Below are 19,915 nucleotides of genomic sequence, written 5' to 3' on the forward strand. Positions count from 1 at the left end.
GTCCGCACAGCGAGGCATTAGGTTAGCAGTTTCATGCCTATCAGAGCGGATGGATTTGTATCGACCTAAGTAGGCTATCCTTGAGGCTGAGGGCATCTGCAACTAGGAGTGAGTGATGAAAGACCGTAGTCATAGTGAGGTAATGGCAGAGCTTTTTCGGGCCGATCCGTCCTATGCGGCGAAGCTGCAGGCCGAGGTTGCTCGTGATGGTAATGCGGATGAGATGGCTACCCTAAATAGGCAGCTATTGGCAGCAATTTCCACGAGAGAGACTAATCTGACTTCTCAATGATTTTACCGCTCATGGCATTTTTCATGGTTTTTAGATCAAGAGAATCTATAAGATACTGTTTTTTGAAGGTTTATTTTATAAATTGATGATGGAGTGGGATGATGGGGTGGCCGGTATTATCCGGTAGCCGCCAGCGACACCTGCCCTGAAGCCCGCTTAATTACGGGCTTATGGCTTTTTGGGTCTGGCATTTTCTCGGCACTCCCACACGGTTCTTCTTGCGCTGCAGTCACCGCCGCCGAGGTTGTCAGAAAAAAGAAATGCCATCAGTTGTCGCATTGCTTGCAAATTGCTAATGTGCAAGCAAGCGCAGCAACCAAGGAGTATGCAAGATGCCATCCGTTACCGTTCGAAATGTTTCTGATGAGGTACATCGTGCTATCCGTGTGCGGGCCGCTCAACATGGCCGCAGCATCGAAGCCGAGATGCGTGAAATTCTCGAGTCTGCCGTAAAGCCGGAACGTCGGATTAAGCTCGGCTCGCTGCTGGCCCAGACCGGCCGCAAGGTCAAGTTGACGGATGAAGAGTTTGCTAGCTTCGAAAGCGCACGCGATAAAGCCCCCGCCCGCGCGGTGAGCTTTGAATGATCCTGCTCGATACGAATGTGATTTCCGAGCCTCTACGTCATTCGCCTGAGGCGTGCGTCATTCGGTGGATCGATGAGCAGGCATTGGAAACCCTTTACCTGTCCGCCATGACCGTGGCTGAGCTACGTGCAGGTATAGCGTTGATGCCGGTTGGGCGACGTCGTTCGACGCTGCACGAAAGTCTAGAAAAGCAGGTGCTGCCCATGTTCGTCGGACGCGTTCTAGCTTTTGATCTGGCCTGTACACAGGCTTACGCCGAAGTGCTGAGCAAGGCGCGCAAATCCGGTAGTGGGATTGAGGCTGCCGATGCGTGCATCGCTGCGGTCGCCCTTGCCAATGGATTCATCGTCGCCACGCGCGATACACACCCGTTCCGGGCCGCCGGCCTGACGGTCATCGATCCTTGGGAGCTGTAGACCGAGTCCTGCTCTGATGCCACGAAATGACCGGTAAAGCTTGCGGGCCAATGTCGATAACAACGCGCTTCACTTCAACACATGCCCCGCAATCAACCGCGAAATTTCCACCATCGCGGTCCTCCCCGTGAACTCGAAACGCACCTTCCCCAGCGCCGAAAAGTACACTTCCAACTCTGAATCCAGATCGAACGTGCCCGAGGTTTCGATCGAGTACGCGACGATATTCTTGTAGGGCAGGGAGGTGAAATCCTTCTTGCTGCCGGTTAGGCCCTGCACGTTCACTGCAATGATGCGCTTGTTGGTGAACACTACGCCGTCGCGCATCGACTTGTAGGAATCGACCACGTGCTCGTCATCGAGCAGCAGGGCCGTGACGCGCTCGCTGTATTCGGTGTTTTGCTTGAGCTTGAAGAAGCCTTTGTTGTTGAAGTCGATCATTGCTTGAGGTCCTGCGAGAGTAAGGGTCGGATCGGGGGAGTCTACCTCGACAGCAGGGCAAGCAAGCATGCCGAAGGCAGGTTCGGGCGCGTTGTATATAAAGCCAAATATGTAGCCCGATGGCGGCTGGGGCGATGGCCATACTCAAAGGCCTTTATGAACCGACGTCTTTGACATGACCCCAGCAAATTCTGACATGCAGCTGCGAGACACCCTCGCAGGCTTCGCACGACAACTCTCCCATCAGTTACCCGACCTCCACCAAATGGCCGTCGAGGCCGCGACCCAACTGCTCACCCCAATGGGCATCACCGCCCACCCCGACACCTTCTACTGGCATCGCTTCGACAACGCTCAATCCAGCCACCGCTCGTTCAGTGGCTACGCGCACATGGGGCCGCCGAGCGAGTCGCTGACCTTCACGGAGCTGGTGATGCGGCGGTTTCGCGCAGGCGATCAGGACAATGCCGACCTGTTGCATGTCATGGGCGGGTTCTACACGGGCGATGCGAAGACCCTGTGGTTCGATGAGCGCAACGAGGTGCGGCTGGAGCCGGACAAGGTGTTGAACGCGCTGTGGAAAATCAATTTTGCCGCGTCTTACCACAAGGTGCTGACGCAATTCTGGGCCGACAATGAGCAAGGCGTGCCGACGCTGATACGGATCAATTGTTTGAGCGCCGCCATCGAAGCATGCCAGGCCGGTCGCATGACCCGTCCGCAGGCGCAGTCGGTGTTCGATGGCCTGGGGTGTGCCAATGCCATGGCACCCACGCTGGCCGATCTGGACGGTGTTCGTTCGCCGCTCAACGGCGTGACGGTCAGTGCGCTGCTGATTGCCGGTCATGCCTTCCCCAGCGTGTTGTGTTTCAACACGCAAGCGGGCGAGCGGTTGCTGTATCTGGCGGGCCGCGATACCGCGTTTCAGGTGTGTGCCGATCAGAAGGCGATGCATGCATGGTTGTATCAACAGGTGCAGGCGGTGCGGAGCCGCGAGCGTCTGCTTGATCACGGCATGCTGTTGGAGCCTGCGGCCGTGTTGTCGCGCGCAGGCAGTTTCGCGCTGCTGGCGAAGAAGCCGCTGGCGCTGTTCGCGGCGAAGGTGTCCTCGCCGCCCATCGCGATCGATGCCGCGCACTGGCTGCAAGCGCAAACCCGTACGCAGATGGAGGCCGAGGCCCGCTTGCAGCTGCACAGCAACAGCGAGCTGCGCAAACAACTGTGGATCGGTTATCTCGGCGCCGGCGCGCACCTGTTCGGCCCGGCGGCCATGGTCAATTGGCCCATCGCATTGATCGTGGTCCTGGCCAGCGCCGGCCGGTTTGCGCTGAACGTGGAGCGTGCGGTAAACGCCGCAGAAGCCGCCGACCGGCGCTCTGCACTGTACGCATCGATCGCCAGCGGCATCGAGCTGCTGTTGAACATGACATTGCTGATTCCCCAGCAGGTACCGGAAATCGGCGACCTGCAGCCGTTGCAAGCGCCTGCACACCTTTCCGAGCAAACTGCGCTGCTGCCCGATACTCAAGGATTGCTGGACGTGGCAGGCCAGCCGACGATCCGTTTGCGGGGCAAGCTGTATCGCGTGCGTTACGACACCAACCTGCGCTGCTGGTTGATCGTCGATCCACAACGTCCCTTTGCCTTCACGGGCAATTACCCGGTGCGTTTCAACGAGCAGTTGGAATGGGAGCTGGTGTCGCCCGCTTGTCTACGTGGCGGCGGTGGCTGTCTGAGCGTATCGCGCGAAGTGGAGCTCGAGCCGCCACCGGTGAGTTACGTGCAGTTCGAACGCTCGGCGAGCCGCTACGAGGTACCGCTGGTGGCCCGTGCTGCCACGCGCGAGCTGTTGAGCGACCAGTTCCGCAGGATGCTTTCAGGTGACTATTACGACCCCTATACACCGCTCAATCCGGTGCTCGACAGCCTCAACACCTTGCGTGCGCAACTGATCGAAGATGCCAATGCGTTCATCGCCCAATGGCGCTCGCCTGGCAGATCGCCGTTGCGCGTGCCCGATCCAGGGTTGCCGCCCTATCTTGCCGTGCGCCGCTTGCTGGATGAGTCCAGGGCGCTGGTTATCGGTGAGTCCCATCAGGCCATCGCCAGCAAGCGCTTTCTGATCGAGAACATGCCGGCGCTGGCCAGGGATGGCGTCGAGACCCTGTACATGGAGCACTTGATGACCGACCTGCATCAGGCCGAGCTGGATCAGATCGCCAGCGATGGCCGCCTGCCCAGCCAGTTGCAGGATTACCTGCGCGACCAGGACCTGGGTCATCACACCGATCCTGCCCGCCGCTACAACTACACCACCTTGGTGCAGGCGGCGCGCCGTGAGGGCATCCAGGTGCGGGCCTTGGACTGCGCGGCCAGCTATCGACTCGACGGCATGGACGACCTCTACAACGTCGGGGAGACCTTGCGCCACAGGGTGTTCAGCTACCACGCCAGCCGTGTGATCGCGGCGCGTGGTGTGTTGCCAGGCAGTGGCAAATGGATCGCGCTGGTGGGTGATACCCATGCTTCCAGCTACAAAGGCGTGCCCGGCCTTGCACAATTGCAGGATGTCACGGCGCTGCGCATCGTCGATGCCGGGGCCGGCCAGCAAACCAATATCACCCTGGACCCCGGCGAGTATTACCTGCCATCCATGGGGCATCCCGACGGCGTGGTCAAAGCTGATTGGCGCCTGGCATTGAAAGTGCGCGAGGCGCCGTTCAAGTATCTGGACCCGTCGCTGGCGCCCCCGGGAGTCACAAGGCCCTGACGCGCCAGAACGCGGTTTGTCGGGCACTACGCGGTGAGGCCGGACGCGGCTCGCGCCGCTGCTACAGATCGTGGCGCAGGCGGTTTGTCTGGTGTTGCGCGATGAAGCTGGAGGCATACCGCGGCCCTGTAGCAGCGGCGCAAGCCGCGTCGGCGGTGCATGCGGTGTGCCTGGCACTACGCGGTGAGGCCCAACGCGGATCGCGGTGCCAGCCGCATTCGGGGTTGCAGGAACCCAACCGCACGGCAGTTCAAGTCTTAATCTTTCTCAATTGCAGGTGTATCGTGTCGGCCTTTCGCGTTCATTGAACAGGTGCCGTCTTCATGTCTTTCTCTCGTCGACGATTCCTCGGTGGCCTGGCGGGCGTGGTGGCGGTCGGTGTGGGCGCTGGCGGCGCTGCGCGCTACTGGTTAGGAACGCCGGTCGACCAGGCCGGTGTCGACTACCAACTGATTGCAGCACCACTCGACGTCGAGTTGGTGGCTGGCCATCAGACACCTGCCTGGGCCTTCGGTGGCTCGGCGCCTGGCCAGGAACTGCGTGTGCGCCAGGGCGAATGGCTGCGTGTGCGCTTCATCAACCAGTTGCCGGTAGAGACGACCATTCACTGGCACGGCATCCGCCTGCCGCTGGACATGGACGGCGTGCCCTACGTGTCACAGTTGCCGGTCAAGCCCGGTGAATACTTCGATTACCGCTTTCGCGTGCCCGACGCCGGCAGCTACTGGTACCACCCCCATGTCGCCAGCAGCGAGGAACTGGGCCGTGGCCTGGTCGGCCCGTTGATCGTCGAGGAGCGCGAGCCGACCGGTTTCGCTCATGAAGCAGTGCTCAACCTGAAGAACTGGCACGTGGACGAGGAGGGCGCGTTCCTACCTTTCAGCATCCCGCGCGAAGCCGCGCGCAACGGCACACTGGGGCGGCTCTCGACGATCAACGGTGTGCATCGAGCGACCATCAACCTGCCGGCCGGGCAGATCGTCCGCGTGCGTATCCTGAACCTGGACAACACCGCCACCTACCGCCTGAATTTCCGTGGCGATGCCGAGATGCGCCTGTATGCGCTGGACGGCAACCCGATCGAGCCGCGTGCGTTCGGCAAGGATTACTGGATGGGCCCCGGCATGCGCGTCTGCCTTGCAGTGAAGATGCCGCCAGCCGGTGAAGAGATCGCCATCCGCGACGGCCCGGTGCGCCTGGGCACGCTGCGCTCGGTGCCCGCCGAGGCGGCAGCGACCGATTGGCCGCCGGCGTTGCCTGCCAACCCGATTGCCGAGCCGGACTTGGCCAATGCCGAGAAGCTTAATTTCAACTTCGAGTGGGTGGGCGAGGTCTCCGACACCACCGAGGGCAAGCCACCCAGTCTGTGGCAAATCAACGGCATTGCCTGGGACATCACCGACAAAACCTGCGCCGACCGGCCCATCGCCAAGCTGCAACTCGGAAAAAGCTACGTACTGGAGCTCAAGAACATGACTCAGTACCAGCACCCGATTCACCTGCACGGCATGAGTTTCAAGGTAATCGCTTCCAATCGGCGCAAGATCGTTCCCTATTTCACCGACACGTTCCTGTTGGGCAAGAACGAACGTGCCCAGGTGGCGCTGGTCGCGGATAATCCGGGTATCTGGATGTTCCATTGCCATGTGATCGACCACATGGAAACCGGACTCATGGCCGCGATAGAGGTTGCTTGAACAGTGAAGTACGCACAGATCATCGATCGCAGCCGCGATGAGTTTTTCATGAACGAAGCCTTGGCTTTGGCGGCTCAGGGCGCGGCGCTGGGCGAAGTGCCGGTGGGCGCGGTGCTGGTGCAGCAGGGTGAGATCGTCGGGCGCGGATTCAATCGCCCGATCAGCGGCCATGACCCCAGCGCCCATGCCGAAATGGTGGCGATCCGCAATGCGGCGCAGGCGGTGCAGAACTATCGGCTGCCAGGCAGCACCCTTTACGTCACCCTGGAGCCTTGCAGCATGTGTGCAGGGCTTATCGTGCATTCGCGCATCGGGCGGGTGGTGTTCGGTGCGTTGGAACCCAAGGCGGGCGTCGTGCAGAGCCAGGGACAGTTCTTCAGTCAGGGCTTTCTGAACCACCGGCTGGTGGTGGAGGGGGGCGTGTTGGCCGAAGAGTGCGGGGCTATCCTGAGCGAGTTTTTCAAGGCGCGCCGGGCGAAGGGTTGAGGTTGAAGGAAGGGGAGTGCTGCCGAGGGCCTTTTCGCGGGCAGAGCCCGCTCCCACAAGAGCACGCGCGTGTGCTTTTAGAGGGGCGGCGTCTGCTGTGTGGGCTTTGACTGGTCGACGCCGGGCACGTGCAGATTGCCATCAGCGACCTGGCTGCCTTCGAGCTGCGGCTGAGTCACCCAGGTGAGAATGTCGTAGTAGCGGCGGATGTTGGCCACGAAGTGCACCGGCTCGCCACCGCGGGCATAGCCGTAGCGGGTCTTGCTGTACCACTTCTTCTGCGCCAGGCGCGGCAGCATCTTCTTCACGTCCAGCCACTTGTTCGGGTTCAGCCCTTCGTTTTCGGCCAGCTTGCGCGCATCGTCCAGGTGGCCACTGCCCACGTTGTAGGCAGCCAATGCGAACCAGGTCCGGTCAGGCTCCTCGATGCTGGCGTCGAGCTGATCCTTGACGTAGGCGAAGTATTTGGCACCGCCGTTGATGCTCTGCTTGGGGTCCAGGCGATTGCTTACGCCCATGGCCTGGGCAGTGTTCTGGGTCAGCATCATCAGGCCACGCACCCCGGTCTTGGAGGTCACGCTGGCCTGCCACATGGACTCCTGATAGCCGATCGCTGCCAGCAGCCGCCAATCGACCTTTTCCTGCTTGGCGGAAGCCTGGAAGGTTTTCTCGAACTTGGGCAGACGCTGTTGCAAGTGCTGGGCGAAGGTGTAGGCGCCCACATAGCCGAGAACATCGACATGACCGTAGTAGCGATCCTTGAGCCGCTGCAGGGTGCCGTTGGCCTTGACCTTGTCGATGAAGCCGTTGACCTCGTCGAGCAGGCTGTTGTCTTCGCCGGCGGCCACGGCCCAGCGCTGATCGCGGCCATCGCCCAGGTCGAAGGCGACCCGCACGTTAGGGAAGTACACCTGGTTCATGGCCACTTCGTTGGAGTCGACCAGGGTCAGGTCGATCTGCCCTTCGTCGACCATGCGCAGCAGGTCCACGACCTCCACCGCATCGGACTCCTCGTACTCGATCGCCGGGTACTGCAGCTTCAGCTTGGCCAGTTGCTCGGCATGGCTGCTGCCCTTGAGCACCATGATCTTCTTGCCCACCAGCTCGGCGGCATCGGTGGGGCGGTTTTGGCCATTGCGATAGATGACCTGCGGCGTGACTTCCAGGTAGGGGTGGGAAAAGCGCGCCTGTTTTTCCCGCACTTCGCTGGTGACCAGGCCGGCAGCCGCCAGGACAGGCCCCTTGGGCTGACTCAGACCGGCGAAGATATCGTCGAGGTTGTCGGCGGTTTCGATTTTCAGCTCGACGCCCAGGTCGTCCGCGAAACGCTTGACCAACTCGTATTCGAAGCCGGTTTCGCCGTTGCGATCCTGGAAGTAGGTGGCCGGGCTGTTGCGGGTTATGACGCGCAGCACGCCGTCCTCCTTGACTCGCTCGAGCGTGCTGGGTTTATCAACACAGCCACTGAGCAGCAGGAGAAGTCCGGTTGCGAAGAGCCATTTGGCGCAGCGCGAGCGTAAGACGGTCTGGGTGAGCATGGGTGCAGTATACGCAAACGGCCGCTTGAGCCATATCTCGACAGTATGTAAGGGAGTCTGCTAGCGCTGTCAGGCCGGCTGCAGTGCCCGGCGTGCGGGATCTGACGAACGAATGCGGTGATTTCCATCCGTCGGGTGCCGAGCGCAACGGTTTAGGCTAGAATGCACGGCCTCCAAGCACACCCCCTTTCGAGGCTGTCCCGACGATGTTGATCCTGCGCGGCGCTCCTGCCCTTTCTGCCTTTCGCCACGGTAAATTACTCGAGCAACTGAGCCAGAAGGTCCCCGCTGTTACTGGCCTGTATGCTGAATTCGCCCACTTCGCCGAAGTCGACGGTGAACTGGCCAGCGACGACCAGCAAGTCCTTGCCCGTCTGCTCAAATACGGCCCCAGCGTTCCGGTTCAGGAGCCCACCGGGCGGCTGTTCCTGGTGCTGCCGCGTTTCGGCACCATCTCGCCATGGTCGAGCAAGGCCAGCGATATCGCCCACAACTGCGGCCTGACCCAGGTTCAGCGTCTGGAACGCGGGATTGCCTTTTATGTGTCTGGTGATTTCAGCGAGGCTGACGCCGAGCTGATCGGCGCCGTCCTGCACGACCGCATGACCCAGGTCGTGCTGGCCCGTCTGGAAGATGCCAGCGGCCTGTTCCGCCACGCCGAACCCAAGCCACTCACCGCGGTGGACATTCTGGGCGGCGGTCGTGCTGCCCTGGAAAAAGCCAACGTCGACCTGGGCCTGGCTTTGGCCGAAGACGAGATCGACTACCTGGTCAGCAGCTTCCAGGGGCTTGGACGCAACCCGCACGACATCGAACTGATGATGTTCGCCCAGGCCAACTCCGAGCACTGCCGCCACAAGATCTTCAACGCCAGTTGGGACATCGACGGTCAGAGCCAGGAAAAAAGCCTGTTCGGCATGATCAAGAACACCTACCAGATGCACAGCGAAGGCGTGCTCTCGGCGTACAAGGACAACGCCTCGGTCATCGTCGGCAGCGTGGCCGGGCGTTTCTTCCCGAACCCTGAAACCCGCCAGTACGGCGCGGTGCAGGAGCCAGTGCACATCCTGATGAAGGTGGAAACCCACAACCACCCTACGGCGATCGCGCCGTTTCCAGGCGCCTCTACCGGCTCCGGTGGCGAGATCCGCGACGAAGGTGCAACCGGCCGCGGCGCCAAGCCCAAGGCGGGCCTGACCGGTTTCACCGTGTCCAACCTGAACATTCCGGGCTTCGAGCAGCCGTGGGAAAAACCCTACGGCAAGCCCGAGCGCATCGTCACTGCGCTGGACATCATGATCGACGGTCCCCTGGGCGGCGCGGCGTTCAACAACGAGTTCGGTCGCCCGGCCCTGACCGGCTACTTCCGCACTTTCGAACAAAGCATCAACACGCCGCACGGTGAAGAAGTGCGCGGCTACCACAAGCCGATCATGCTCGCCGGCGGCATGGGCAACATCCGCGAAGAACACGTGCAGAAAGGCGAGATCACCGTCGGCTCCAAGCTGATCGTTCTTGGTGGCCCGGCCATGCTCATCGGCCTGGGCGGCGGCGCCGCATCCTCCATGGCCACCGGCACCAGCTCGGCCGACCTGGACTTCGCGTCGGTACAGCGCGAAAACCCGGAAATGGAGCGTCGCTGCCAGGAAGTCATCGACCGTTGCTGGCAGTTGGGTGACAAGAACCCCATCAGCTTCATCCACGACGTGGGTGCGGGCGGCTTGTCCAACGCCTTCCCCGAACTGGTCAACGACGGTGGCCGTGGCGGCCGCTTCGAGCTGCGCAACGTGCCCAATGACGAGCCGGGCATGGCCCCGCTGGAAATCTGGAGCAACGAGTCCCAGGAACGCTACGTGCTGGCCGTCGACGCTGCAGACTTCGAGCGTTTCCAGGCCATCTGCGAACGCGAGCGCTGCCCGTTCGCCGTGGTTGGCGAGGCCACCGCCGAGCCGCAATTGACCGTCACCGACAGCCACTTCGGCAACAACCCGGTCGACATGCCACTCGAGGTGCTGCTGGGCAAGGCCCCGCGCATGCACCGCAGTGCCGTGCGCGAGCAGGAGCTGGGCGACGACTTCGATCCGGCCCAGCTGGACCTGGCCGATTCCATCGAGCGCGTGCTGCATCACCCGGCCGTGGCCAGCAAGAGCTTCCTGATCACCATTGGCGACCGCACCATCACCGGCCTGGTGGCACGCGACCAGATGGTCGGCCCCTGGCAGGTGCCGGTGGCCGACGTCGCCGTCACCGCCACCAGCTTCGACGTCTACAGCGGCGAAGCCATGGCCATGGGCGAGCGCACGCCGCTGGCGTTGCTCGACGCCCCGGCCTCGGCACGCATGGCGGTCGGCGAAACCCTGACCAACATCGCCGCGTCGAGCATCGCGAAAATCTCCGACATCAAGCTGTCGGCCAACTGGATGTCCGCGGCTGGCCATCCAGGTGAAGACGCGCGTCTGTACGATGCCGTGCAAGCGGTCGGCATGCAGCTGTGTCCGGCGCTGGGCATCACCATTCCGGTCGGCAAGGACTCCATGTCCATGAAGACCAAGTGGAGCGAGGAGGGCACCGACAAGAGCGTGACCTCGCCGATGTCGCTGATCATCACCGGCTTCGCCCCCGTGGTCGACATTCGCAAGACCCTGACCCCGCAGCTGCGCATGGACAAGGGCGAAACCGACCTGATCCTCATCGACCTGGGCCGTGGCCAGAACCGCATGGGCGCTTCGATCCTGGCTCAGGCACACGGCAAGTTGGCCAACCGCGCGCCGGACGTCGACGACGCCGAGGACCTCAAGGCGTTCTTCGCCGTGATCCAGGGCCTCAACGCCGACGGTCACCTGCTGGCCTACCATGACCGTTCCGACGGCGGCTTGCTGACCAGCGTGGTGGAAATGGCCTTTGCCGGTCATTGCGGGCTCAACCTGCAACTGGCCACCGTTGCGCATAACCGCGAGGAAGTAGGCGCGGTCCTGTTCAATGAAGAGCTGGGCGCCGTGATTCAGGTCCGTCAGGACGCCACGCCGATGATCCTGGCGCAGTTCAGCGCCGCGGGCCTGGGCAACGACTGCGTGGCAGTGATCGGCCAGCCGATCAACAACGGTGCGGTGAACATCCGCTACCACGACGACGTCTTGTTCAGCGGCGAGCGCCGTCTGCTGCAACGCCAGTGGGCCGAGACCAGCTATCAGATCCAGCGCCTGCGCGACAACGCCGTCGGCGCCGATCAGGAATTCGACGCGCTGCTCGAAGAAGACAACCCAGGCCTGAGCTTCAACCTCAGCTTCGACGTCAACGAAGACATCGCCGCGCCGTACATCAAGAAGAACGTCCGTCCACAGGTGGCCGTGCTGCGCGAGCAGGGTGTCAACGGTCAGGTCGAGATGGCCGCGGCCTTCGACCGCGCCGGCTTCAACGCCATCGACGTGCACATGAGCGATATCCTCGCCGGACGTGTCGACCTCAACGAGTTCAAGGGCCTGGTCGCCTGCGGCGGCTTCTCCTACGGTGACGTGCTGGGTGCAGGCGAGGGCTGGGCCAAGTCGGCTCTGTTCAACGCTCGCGCCCGCGATGCGTTCCAGCAGTACTTCGAGCGCAGCGATAGCTTCACCCTTGGCGTGTGCAACGGTTGCCAGATGATGTCCAACCTGCACGAGCTGATTCCGGGCAGCGAGTTCTGGCCGCACTTCGTGCGCAACCGTTCCGAGCAGTTCGAGGCACGGGTTGCCATGGTCCAGGTGCAGGAATCCAATTCGATCTTCCTGCAGGGCATGGCCGGTTCGCGTATGCCGATCGCCATCGCCCACGGTGAAGGTCATGCCGAGTTCGCTAGCGCCGATGCGCTGGTCGAAGCCGATGTGTCGGGCTGCGTGGCCCTGCGCTTCGTCGACAACCATGGCAAGGTCACCGAGCAGTATCCGGCCAACCCGAACGGCTCGCCGCGCGGGATCACCGGATTGACCAGCCGCGATGGCCGCGTGACGATCATGATGCCGCACCCGGAGCGGGTGTTCCGCGCCGTGCAGAACTCCTGGAAACCCGAGGAATGGAATGAGGACGGCGCCTGGATGCGCATGTTCCGCAACGCCCGCGTCTGGGTGAACTAAGCGGTGTTCAAACTGGCCTTCTTCGTGCCTGACAGCCACGTCGAAGTCGTCAAGGGCGCTGTATTCGCCGCCGGTGGCGGTCGCATCGGCGCCTATGACAACTGCTCGTGGCAGGTAAAGGGGCAGGGTCAGTTCCGGCCCAGGGAGGGCAGCCAGCCATTCCTCGGTCAAACCGATGTTTTGGAAAAGGTCGAGGAGTGGAAGGTCGAGCTGGTAGTGGCCGATTCACTCATCGCAGAGGTGGTGCAGGCACTCAAGCTTGCCCACCCCTACGAGACACCGGCCTATGAAGTGTGGCGGCTCCACGAGCTATAGGCCGCCACTGCCTTTCAGCGCAAACGCATCTGGCCGTACACCCGCTTGGCGATGTCGAGGTTGCCCTCGCGCACCTTCACCAGGCTGTGGGTCTGCAGTTCGTTCACGCCCTGGGCTTCCTGCGCCTGATCGATCACACCCGATACCTTCAGATTCACGCCTTCGACAGCCGACATACCGGAAAGCTGGGCAATGCCTTGGCGGTCGGTACGTTTGAATTCGAAACTGCCTTGTTCGATCAAGCTGCCAGTACCGGCCGAACCGTAGGCTTTCAAGGCGTCGGTTGCCGGTGTGTTCCATTTGCCCGCCAACAGTGCAGCCTCGCCGGGCAGGGCGTTGGGTGAGACCTTTCCACCCAGCTGGGCTTGTCCGTCCACGTTCAGCACTTTCACGTCGTCACTGCGGCTGGCTATCACCAGGTTGGCGCCGACGTTGCCGGTGATCGCCCGTGCCTCGACCTCGGCGCCGTTGAGTCGCAGCTGGCCTCGGGTGTCGATCTTGATGGCATCGGCGATCAGCTTGGCGTTGTTGTAGGTTTTGCTGTCTTCCTTGTAATGAGTGATCTTGAACGACGAGTCGGCCGCCGGCGCGCCGATGTCGAACGTCTTGACGTCGGCCTGGGTGCGCTGGGTTGCCGCTTCGAGTTGAACGCCGCCGTTGGTCGCTTCCAGTTGAATCCGAGTGGCATCGAGCTGGGTGCCTTGCAAGGTGATCGCCTGATTGTGCCGCGCCAGTGCACTGAGGTTGGCATCGTTGGCTACGTGCCACTGCGAATGCACCTGCCGGTAGCTGTCCTGCTCTGTCTGGCTCATCTGCAAGCCTTGCTCGCCGGTGGAAAGCTGATGCCCGGTGGCGGTTACCTTGTCGATTGCCGCCAGGTTGAGCAACGTGCCGCCGGCTGAAATGTTCAGGGTGTCTACCTTTTGCTCCTGCGAACCGATCTGCACGCCCGTCAGCAGCGTGTCACGTCCCGAGGCAAGCGTGACCACGCCAGGCGTGTCCAGGCGAGCCACGATGGCCTGGCGCTTGTTGACGGTGCCTCGGTCATCCACGGACTGCTTGTGGTCGCTGGCCTGGTTCAACGACAGTGCGCCACCGGCGTTGAGGGTAATAGGCCCCTTGAGTGCTGCTGAAGGACGTGCCTTCGTAGTGGCCATCGTTCTTGAGCTGGATGTCGATACCGCCAGCACCGGCAATGGCCCCGACCGTCGCCAGGCTCGTACCTTCGACGGACTTGTCTGCAGCGGCCTTGAGGTCGTGGTTCTGCGCGCGAATGCGCGTCATGCCGGTGGTGCTGACATAGGCCGTTCCGACATCGTTGATGTTGCCATCGACCGATACAGTCACTTCCTGGCCTCGGTAGCGGCTGACCGCCCCTTGGTCCGCGCCGTTTTTCACCGAGCTTGCGTTGATGCGCAGGGCGCCTTCGGCAACCGCATTCACGCCTTCGGTGCGCAGGGTTTGAGCCCTCAGGGCGATATCACCCTGGCTGCGCAGATGCGTGTCGGCCAGGTTGAGCAGTTGGGTGCTGTCGATCTTCAGTTCGCCACTGCCGGCGTCGATCCTTGCCTGCACAGTGGGAGCATCGGCGGTGGATTTGCCTTGCAGATTGATGTCACCGGCTGCCGAAAGGCTGATGCCTTTGTTTGCGGTCAGTTGGATACCCGGCATCTTGATACCCGCCCCCTCATGGGTGCTGAGGATGCGAATGCGACCGGCGCTGTCCATGGCGCCGAGCAGGTTGGCATCGATGCGCTTGGGCATGCGGGTGTTGCTGGCCACGCTGTGGTCGGCATAGTCGACGACATTGCTGCCCAGCACCAGGTCGATATCACCGCCCGCACGGATAGATCCGTTGCTGCCGATGCTCGGTGCTATCAGCGCAAGGCTGCCGCCCGGATTGCTCACGCCGTTGTTCTCTACGCGCAGCACGCCTTTGGCGGCTTGCGTGTCCAGCTGGCTCAGCTGTCCATCGAGCAGGCTGGGCGAACCGACCACGAATGTGGCACGCGGTACATTGGCCAGGCTGGCGCCGTTGAGCATGATGCCGTTGGGGTTGGCCAGGACATAGTCGGCCGCTGCGCCGAAGACCACTTGCGGGCCGTTGATGTTGGAACGGTTGTGGCCGACCACCTCGTTGAGGATGGTGCTGGCGGCCGTACCGTCCAGGTGTGGGTTGGCCTGCAGAGCTCCAGCCAGCTCGCTGTGTCCGTCCGCCAGGCTGTTGTTGAGCACCACGCCCTGAGCGCCGACGTTGTATTCGCTGTAGAAGTTGTGCGAGAGCCCGGATGCATTGGGCGCCACGATGTCGATCACCGGAACGTTCTGCTCGGTGTGAATGTTCGGCTTCACCGCGATTGCATCCAGCACTTGCAGGCCATCGGCCCAGGCGGACGAGCAGGGCGCCAGCAGCGCGGCGGCGATGGCCAGAGGCAGCGCGCGAGGGGTCAAATGACGGAGTTGTTCCAGGGTATGGGGCATCGAGATCTTTCCTTAGGTCCATGATTGGGCTGTGCATCGACCAATGGCCGATGCACAGCGACCTACCTTAGAAAGGACACGCTCGATACGATAGCGGCACTGGGCGCGCCGCTTCGTAGGATGCGGCCCAGAGAACTGTCGGGCCGCGGAGGGATGTATCGCCCCGGATGAACCGGGTCGTGGCTGAGGCTCAGAGCGAGAGTTTTTCCACCCCGCCGGTCAGGTGTTGGGTCCGGTTGTGGCCGCCTGCGCGGAACAGCCCGGTGTCGATCACGGCTTCTTCAGGCTTGTCCTTCTGCAACTGGCCGTACAGATCCTTGATAGCACCCAGCGAAGGTGTCAGCGCCAGCGACGAGATCGTCATCAGTCGGTCGCGCGAGGAGAGGTCGCTGGTCGACAGATCCGGGTTCGGCGCCGGGAGGGTACCGCTGGTCTGCAACTGTGCGCCGGTCAGTTGGGTTGTCCCCAGTACCTCGAGGCCCAGGCTGTCGCGGCCATTGAGCACGGTGCTCTGCGCCACGGTGTCGCGTACTTCGCGACGCATGTCGAAACCGAACTTGGCTCCGATATCGGTCGAGTAGGTGCTGTTCAACTGCTCCAGACGTTGCTTGTTCTTGGTGCCCCATTCGCCCGCCAGGTTTGCCAGGCTACCGATCGCTCCCCAAGGGTCGCCGCCCTTGCCGACGTTGACTTCGACATTGACCTGGGTTGCATCCACATCGTCCTGGAGGCTGATCGCCTGCAGGCTTCCCACCGATCCACCGACCTGGTCGGCATGCACCTGGGCTCCGGCCAATTTCAGTTCGCCCAGGCTGTTGAAGTCGACCGTGCCTGCTGCAAGGTTCGCATTGACATAGGTCGTGCTCTGGAGCTTGTCGTAGGCCAGCTTGAACTGTGTGTCGAACTCATTGAGCGAATAGGACTGCTGGGCACGACCTGATTGGCCACCCAAGCTGAAGGAAGCTGAAATCAACTTGTTGTCATGCTCCCTGTCCGACTGCGCCGCGTTCACCCGGATACCACCGTTGCGGGCGTCCAGTTGAATCCGGTCGGCGGTCGCATTGAGTCCTTCCAGCAATATTGCTGCTCTGTGGTCGCTGCCTGCGGTGAGTGCCACATCTTCTTTCACGTGCCACTGTGCACCGCGGCGCAGTATAGAATCTTCCTGGGTCTGGCCAAATTCGAAACCTGCGCCCGCCCCCAGTGGCCGACCTCCGGTCTGAGGCCGCGCGCCGACCTTGAGCGAGCCGTGGCCCCCGTAGACATTGCCTCGGGCCTTGTTGGTGTCGACGCCGGCCAGTACCACTACGCTCTCGCCCGCGTCGATCGCCAGGCTGCCCACGGGCGCGGCCTGCGTACCGATATCGGTGCCGAGCATGATCACGTTGCCTTTCGCACTCAGCGATACGGCACCGGGGGTGTCGAGCCGGGCGCCGACGGCGATGGTCTGGGTGCTGGTCAATTCGGTGTATTGGCCGCTGCCGCTGATGGCTCCACCCTGCACCACGGGTGCCGGGGCAAGGGTGCCATTGATCTGCGCGGATCCTCGTCCACGTGTCCCGTCGTCATGTTTGACGATACTGTTCATGGCCTGAAGCAGTTGCAGGTCGCCGCCACTGTCGACACGGATCGGTCCCTCGGCGCTGCTGAACCGGGTGCCTTCGTACACCCCATTGGTGCCCAGCTGGATGCCGATACCCTTTTTGGCCATCAAGCTGCCGACCACGGCGGTTTCGACGGTCTTGTGTTGCGCACTGCTGTAGCCACGAGCGGCAGCGCCCAGCGCCCAGTCGGTGGCGGTGGAGGTTTCCAGCCGGGCAATGGCGTCCACGCCAAGTGAGTCGATCGAGGTGCGCACGCTGTTCCGGGCGGCGTCCATGGCATGGCTGTCCGCAGTCAGGCCGATCGTGCCCAGCGTGCTTTCGTACTGGGTACCGATGTCGTGCACCTTGCCGGTCACCGCAATGTCGATATCGCCGCCCGTGAACTGCGACACACGAGCGATATGGGTCAGCGACTGGGTATTGCGATCCACATAGTCAGCCTTGAGATTGACGCCTACGCTCCACGGCAGCAGGCCATCTTCCAGTCCGGTGGCATACAGGCTGGTCTGGTCGACGCCGGTCCACAGCTTCTGTACTTGACGGGTAATGGCGCCGTAATCCAGCGAGCTGCCCGCACTCAGCTTGATCTTGTTGTAGTCCAGGGCGGTCTTGGTGGTGTCGATGACAGCCTGGTTGTGGACGTCGTCGGCCCGTACTTTCAGCAACTGGCCCGCTTCTACCAGTGCGGCTTGGGTGGTGAGTTTTTCCGTTGTCAGGTGTACGTCGTTGCCGCCCTTGACGGTGCTGCGGGTGTGCACGTTTTCACTGCGTCCGTCGGTGTCGGTCTGCAAGGCGAAAGCGTATCCGGTGCCCACGCGATCGATGCCGGCGGTGATCTCGTAACCTACCGTTCTGCCGGTCTCCTTGTTGCGGAAGCTGCGCTGCGCTTCGGTCGCCAGGATCTGCATGTCTTTGGCATCGAGTGTCACGTCCTGCTCGGCTTCCACCGATGAGCCAACGATGGCCAAGGTCTGCCCTGCGTCCAAGGCGACATTCCCGCCCTTGAGCGTGCTACCTCGATGGGTGTTCAACTGGGCAGTGTCCAGTTTCCATTGCTGGGAAAGCCCGGCGCCTGCGTTCCATTGTCCGGAGGAACCCTGTGCCTGGTCCGGCACGCCCGAGCCGGGCCCTGCGGCTTCGACGAACACGGTCAGCTTCCAGTCATCGCCCTTGAGCGTGGACTCACTGCTCTGCTCGCCGGCACCGACTGTCAGGTTCTGGCCAGCTTTGACCTTGAGGTCGCCTGCTGCCCCCACGCCCGAACCGATGATGCGGACATCCTTGCCGCCTTCCAGAAGCACGGAGCCACTGGCATTGAGCGAGCTGCCTTGATACGTGGTTTGCTTGCGGTCGTACTGACGATCGGATGAGCTGAACAATGCGGTGTTCAGGCGCCCGTTTTCGATGCGCTTGTGTGCTTGTACACCTTCCACCACAAGGTTTTCGGACAGGCTTTGCAGCGCGATATCCCGGGCCTCCAGTTGCGCGGCGACAAGATCCATGCGATTGGCCTGGGCGGCTATCTTGCCGTTACTGGCGGTCAGTCGACTGCCGCGATGATCCAGCGTCTGCTCACGGTCGTGCAGTTCGGTTGCAGAGCGGCGCACGATCACGTGCCCTTCACGGCTGTCCTGCTCAACGGAACCTTGGAGGGCGACGGTGCCGATTTCCAGGGCATCGGTGGCCGACAGGTTCAGGTCTGTACGGCTTTTCAAATCGCTGCCGATGACTTTTATCGCGCGCCCTGCCAGGTTGATCGACTCGCCTTCAAGAACGGTGGACACGGCACTCTGGGTTGTCTGGGTAGCCTTGCTGTCCAGCCGTTGGGCGCCCTGGCGTCGGTTGCTGACGGTGACACCGTCCAGCCTACGGTCGACGTTGGCGGTCAATTCCAGCGTATTGCCCGCGGTGATCGCTATGTCTCCAGCGCTCGTGACATGAGTGGCGGCCAGCCTGGCATCGTTGCCTGCGCTCAGGGTCACGCTCCCAGTGGCGCTCAGGGTGTTCGCCAAATGCTCGGTATACGTCTTGTCGACGGTGGTCGTCGTCGCGCCCGCCGGCAGGAAGAACCAGTCGTTCTCGACACCATTTCTGCGGCTGGACTGGACGGTACGCGTCAGGGTATCCAGGTTCAGGTTCGCACCGGCATCGGCAGCGATCGATGCGCCACTGATGGCCACTGACTTGATGTTCAGGTCAGCCGCCGAACTCAGGCGGACATCGCCATTGCCGGCGTTCAGCACGCCTTGGGTCGCCAGGCCATCCTGCTTGGCAGTGGCAGTGCTCGCCAGGGTCAGGTCGCCTTGGGACGCGATATCGATCCCCTGGCGAGCTTTGATCTGACTGACGCCCATGTTGATTCCCGCACCTTCGCGAGTGCTCAGAATGTTGATTCGGTTGGCGTGCATCGCACCGACCAGTCGGGCATCGGTCTTGAACGCATTCTGTTGGACGTCGCTGATCGCCAAGGTGCTGGCGTCGACCTTTTGTGAACCCAGCAAAATGTCGAGTTTGTTCGCAACGCTGATTGATCCGCGCTGGTCGATCGTGGGCGTTATCAAGGCCAGTGAGCCGCCGTTGACCGTTACGCCGTCAGCATCGATCCTGATGCCGGCACGTGGATCGGTATCACCACCGGTGTTGAGCCCGACGATTCTACCGTCCTCGATCTCTGGGCGACCGACCAGGAAGGTAGCCTGCTTGTTCAAGCCCAGATTGAGCCGCGCGCCATTGAGCGAAATGCCGTTGGGGTTGCTCAGGACATAGTCGGCCGGCTGGCCGAAAATCAGTTGTTCGCCGTTGATATCGGAGCGGCCGCGACCGATGACTTCGTTGAGGATGGTGCTGGCCGCCTGTCCCTTGAACTGGGCGTTGGCCTGGACATCCTGGAACTCGCCGCCCACATGGGCACGACCGGCCTGCAAGCTGTTGTTCAACACCACACCGGGCACACCGACATTGTATTGCTCGTAGCGGTTGTGCGAGAGCCCGGCGGCATTGGGCGCCACGATGTCGATGACCGGGGCTCGGTCCGGATTTTTCATGATGATGGGTTTGTCACCCGGTTCGAAGGCCGGCTGGATAACGTCGGCGCTGGCCACGTAGGGGGCGAGCACGATTGTGGCGATGGCCAGGCGCAAAGCGTCGCGCTGAACACAACGTAGTGGTTTTTTCATGGGGGT

General features: G+C 62.1%; 13 protein-coding genes. 8 read left to right on the forward strand and 5 right to left on the reverse strand.

Annotated features, from left to right (window positions below; translation table 11 throughout):
- Positions 1 to 115: 115 nt before the first annotated feature.
- The 3 genes from LT40_RS21770 (at position 116) to LT40_RS20240 (ending at position 1,295) form a co-directional block, all read left to right on the forward strand.
- Complete coding sequence (locus tag LT40_RS21770; protein ID WP_167335529.1) at positions 116 to 292, forward strand: hypothetical protein; 177 nt, start codon at positions 116 to 118, stop codon at positions 290 to 292.
- Between the two features lie 332 nt (positions 293 to 624).
- Positions 625 to 879 (forward strand): FitA-like ribbon-helix-helix domain-containing protein, encoded by a 255-nt coding sequence (locus tag LT40_RS20235; RefSeq protein ID WP_043193000.1) that lies wholly within the window; start codon positions 625 to 627, stop codon positions 877 to 879.
- On the forward strand, positions 876 to 1,295 hold the full coding sequence (locus tag LT40_RS20240) for a type II toxin-antitoxin system VapC family toxin (protein ID WP_043193001.1): 420 nt from the start codon (positions 876 to 878) through the stop codon (positions 1,293 to 1,295). Before LT40_RS20235 ends, LT40_RS20240 begins: the two co-directional genes overlap by 4 nt.
- A gap of 69 nt (positions 1,296 to 1,364) precedes the next feature.
- On the opposite strand, the gene LT40_RS20245 is transcribed toward LT40_RS20240, so the two are convergent.
- Positions 1,365 to 1,736 (reverse strand): PH domain-containing protein, encoded by a 372-nt coding sequence (locus tag LT40_RS20245; protein WP_043193003.1) that lies wholly within the window; start codon positions 1,734 to 1,736, stop codon positions 1,365 to 1,367.
- 196 nt (positions 1,737 to 1,932) lie between these two features.
- Between LT40_RS20245 and LT40_RS20250 the strand changes: the two genes are divergently transcribed.
- From LT40_RS20250 to tadA, 3 genes are all read left to right on the forward strand, one after another.
- A complete protein-coding gene (locus LT40_RS20250) occupies positions 1,933 to 4,506 on the forward strand; it encodes a membrane-targeted effector domain-containing toxin (protein WP_337587995.1) in 2,574 nt (857 codons plus the stop codon).
- Between the two features lie 323 nt (positions 4,507 to 4,829).
- Entirely contained in the window at positions 4,830 to 6,203 is a 1,374-nt protein-coding gene (locus LT40_RS20255) for a multicopper oxidase family protein (RefSeq protein WP_043193006.1), read from the forward strand.
- 3 nt (positions 6,204 to 6,206) lie between these two features.
- Entirely contained in the window at positions 6,207 to 6,689 is a 483-nt protein-coding gene (tadA, locus tag LT40_RS20260; protein ID WP_043193008.1) for a tRNA adenosine(34) deaminase TadA, read from the forward strand.
- A gap of 77 nt (positions 6,690 to 6,766) precedes the next feature.
- Here tadA and mltF read toward each other — a convergent pair whose 3' ends face one another.
- Positions 6,767 to 8,227, reverse strand: coding sequence for a membrane-bound lytic murein transglycosylase MltF (mltF, locus tag LT40_RS20265; protein WP_043193009.1), 1,461 nt, complete (start codon positions 8,225 to 8,227; stop codon positions 6,767 to 6,769).
- 206 nt (positions 8,228 to 8,433) lie between these two features.
- On the opposite strand from mltF, the gene purL reads away from it, so the two are divergent.
- Both purL and LT40_RS20275 read left to right on the forward strand, forming a co-directional pair.
- Positions 8,434 to 12,333 (forward strand): phosphoribosylformylglycinamidine synthase, encoded by a 3,900-nt coding sequence (gene purL, locus LT40_RS20270; RefSeq protein ID WP_043193011.1) that lies wholly within the window; start codon positions 8,434 to 8,436, stop codon positions 12,331 to 12,333.
- Positions 12,334 to 12,336: 3 nt separating this feature from the next.
- Positions 12,337 to 12,648, forward strand: coding sequence for a YqfO family protein (locus tag LT40_RS20275; protein WP_043193013.1), 312 nt, complete (start codon positions 12,337 to 12,339; stop codon positions 12,646 to 12,648).
- Positions 12,649 to 12,662: 14 nt separating this feature from the next.
- On the opposite strand, the gene LT40_RS20280 is transcribed toward LT40_RS20275, so the two are convergent.
- The 3 genes from LT40_RS20280 to LT40_RS20290 form a co-directional block, all read right to left on the reverse strand.
- Positions 12,663 to 13,730: a hemagglutinin repeat-containing protein gene (locus LT40_RS20280; protein ID WP_043193015.1), complete on the reverse strand. Its 1,068-nt coding sequence runs from the start codon at positions 13,728 to 13,730 to the stop codon at positions 12,663 to 12,665.
- Positions 13,693 to 15,129, reverse strand: coding sequence for a filamentous hemagglutinin N-terminal domain-containing protein (locus tag LT40_RS20285; protein ID WP_043193016.1), 1,437 nt, complete (start codon positions 15,127 to 15,129; stop codon positions 13,693 to 13,695). Before LT40_RS20285 ends, LT40_RS20280 begins: the two co-directional genes overlap by 38 nt.
- 190 nt (positions 15,130 to 15,319) lie before the next feature.
- On the reverse strand, positions 15,320 to 19,909 hold the full coding sequence (locus LT40_RS20290) for a hemagglutinin repeat-containing protein (RefSeq protein ID WP_084139855.1): 4,590 nt from the start codon (positions 19,907 to 19,909) through the stop codon (positions 15,320 to 15,322).
- Between the last annotated feature and the right edge of the window lie 6 nt (positions 19,910 to 19,915).

Source organism: Pseudomonas rhizosphaerae, from assembly GCF_000761155.1.
GTDB lineage: Bacteria > Pseudomonadota > Gammaproteobacteria > Pseudomonadales > Pseudomonadaceae > Aquipseudomonas > Aquipseudomonas rhizosphaerae.

Excerpts from the sequence above, each read along its gene's own strand:
- LT40_RS20250 (WP_337587995.1), top strand. The coding sequence starts at position 1,933 with ATGCAGCTGCGAGACACCCTCGCAGGCTTCGCACGACAACTCTCCCAT.
- LT40_RS20235 (WP_043193000.1), top strand. The coding sequence starts at position 625 with ATGCCATCCGTTACCGTTCGAAATGTTTCTGATGAGGTACATCGTGCT.
- LT40_RS21770 (WP_167335529.1), top strand. The coding sequence starts at position 116 with ATGAAAGACCGTAGTCATAGTGAGGTAATGGCAGAGCTTTTTCGGGCC.
- LT40_RS20255 (WP_043193006.1), top strand. The coding sequence starts at position 4,830 with ATGTCTTTCTCTCGTCGACGATTCCTCGGTGGCCTGGCGGGCGTGGTG.
- mltF (WP_043193009.1), bottom strand. The coding sequence starts at position 8,227 with ATGCTCACCCAGACCGTCTTACGCTCGCGCTGCGCCAAATGGCTCTTC.
- LT40_RS20290 (WP_084139855.1), bottom strand. The coding sequence starts at position 19,909 with ATGAAAAAACCACTACGTTGTGTTCAGCGCGACGCTTTGCGCCTGGCC.
- purL (WP_043193011.1), top strand. The coding sequence starts at position 8,434 with ATGTTGATCCTGCGCGGCGCTCCTGCCCTTTCTGCCTTTCGCCACGGT.
- LT40_RS20245 (WP_043193003.1), bottom strand. The coding sequence starts at position 1,736 with ATGATCGACTTCAACAACAAAGGCTTCTTCAAGCTCAAGCAAAACACC.
- LT40_RS20285 (WP_043193016.1), bottom strand. The coding sequence starts at position 15,129 with ATGCCCCATACCCTGGAACAACTCCGTCATTTGACCCCTCGCGCGCTG.
- LT40_RS20240 (WP_043193001.1), top strand. The coding sequence starts at position 876 with ATGATCCTGCTCGATACGAATGTGATTTCCGAGCCTCTACGTCATTCG.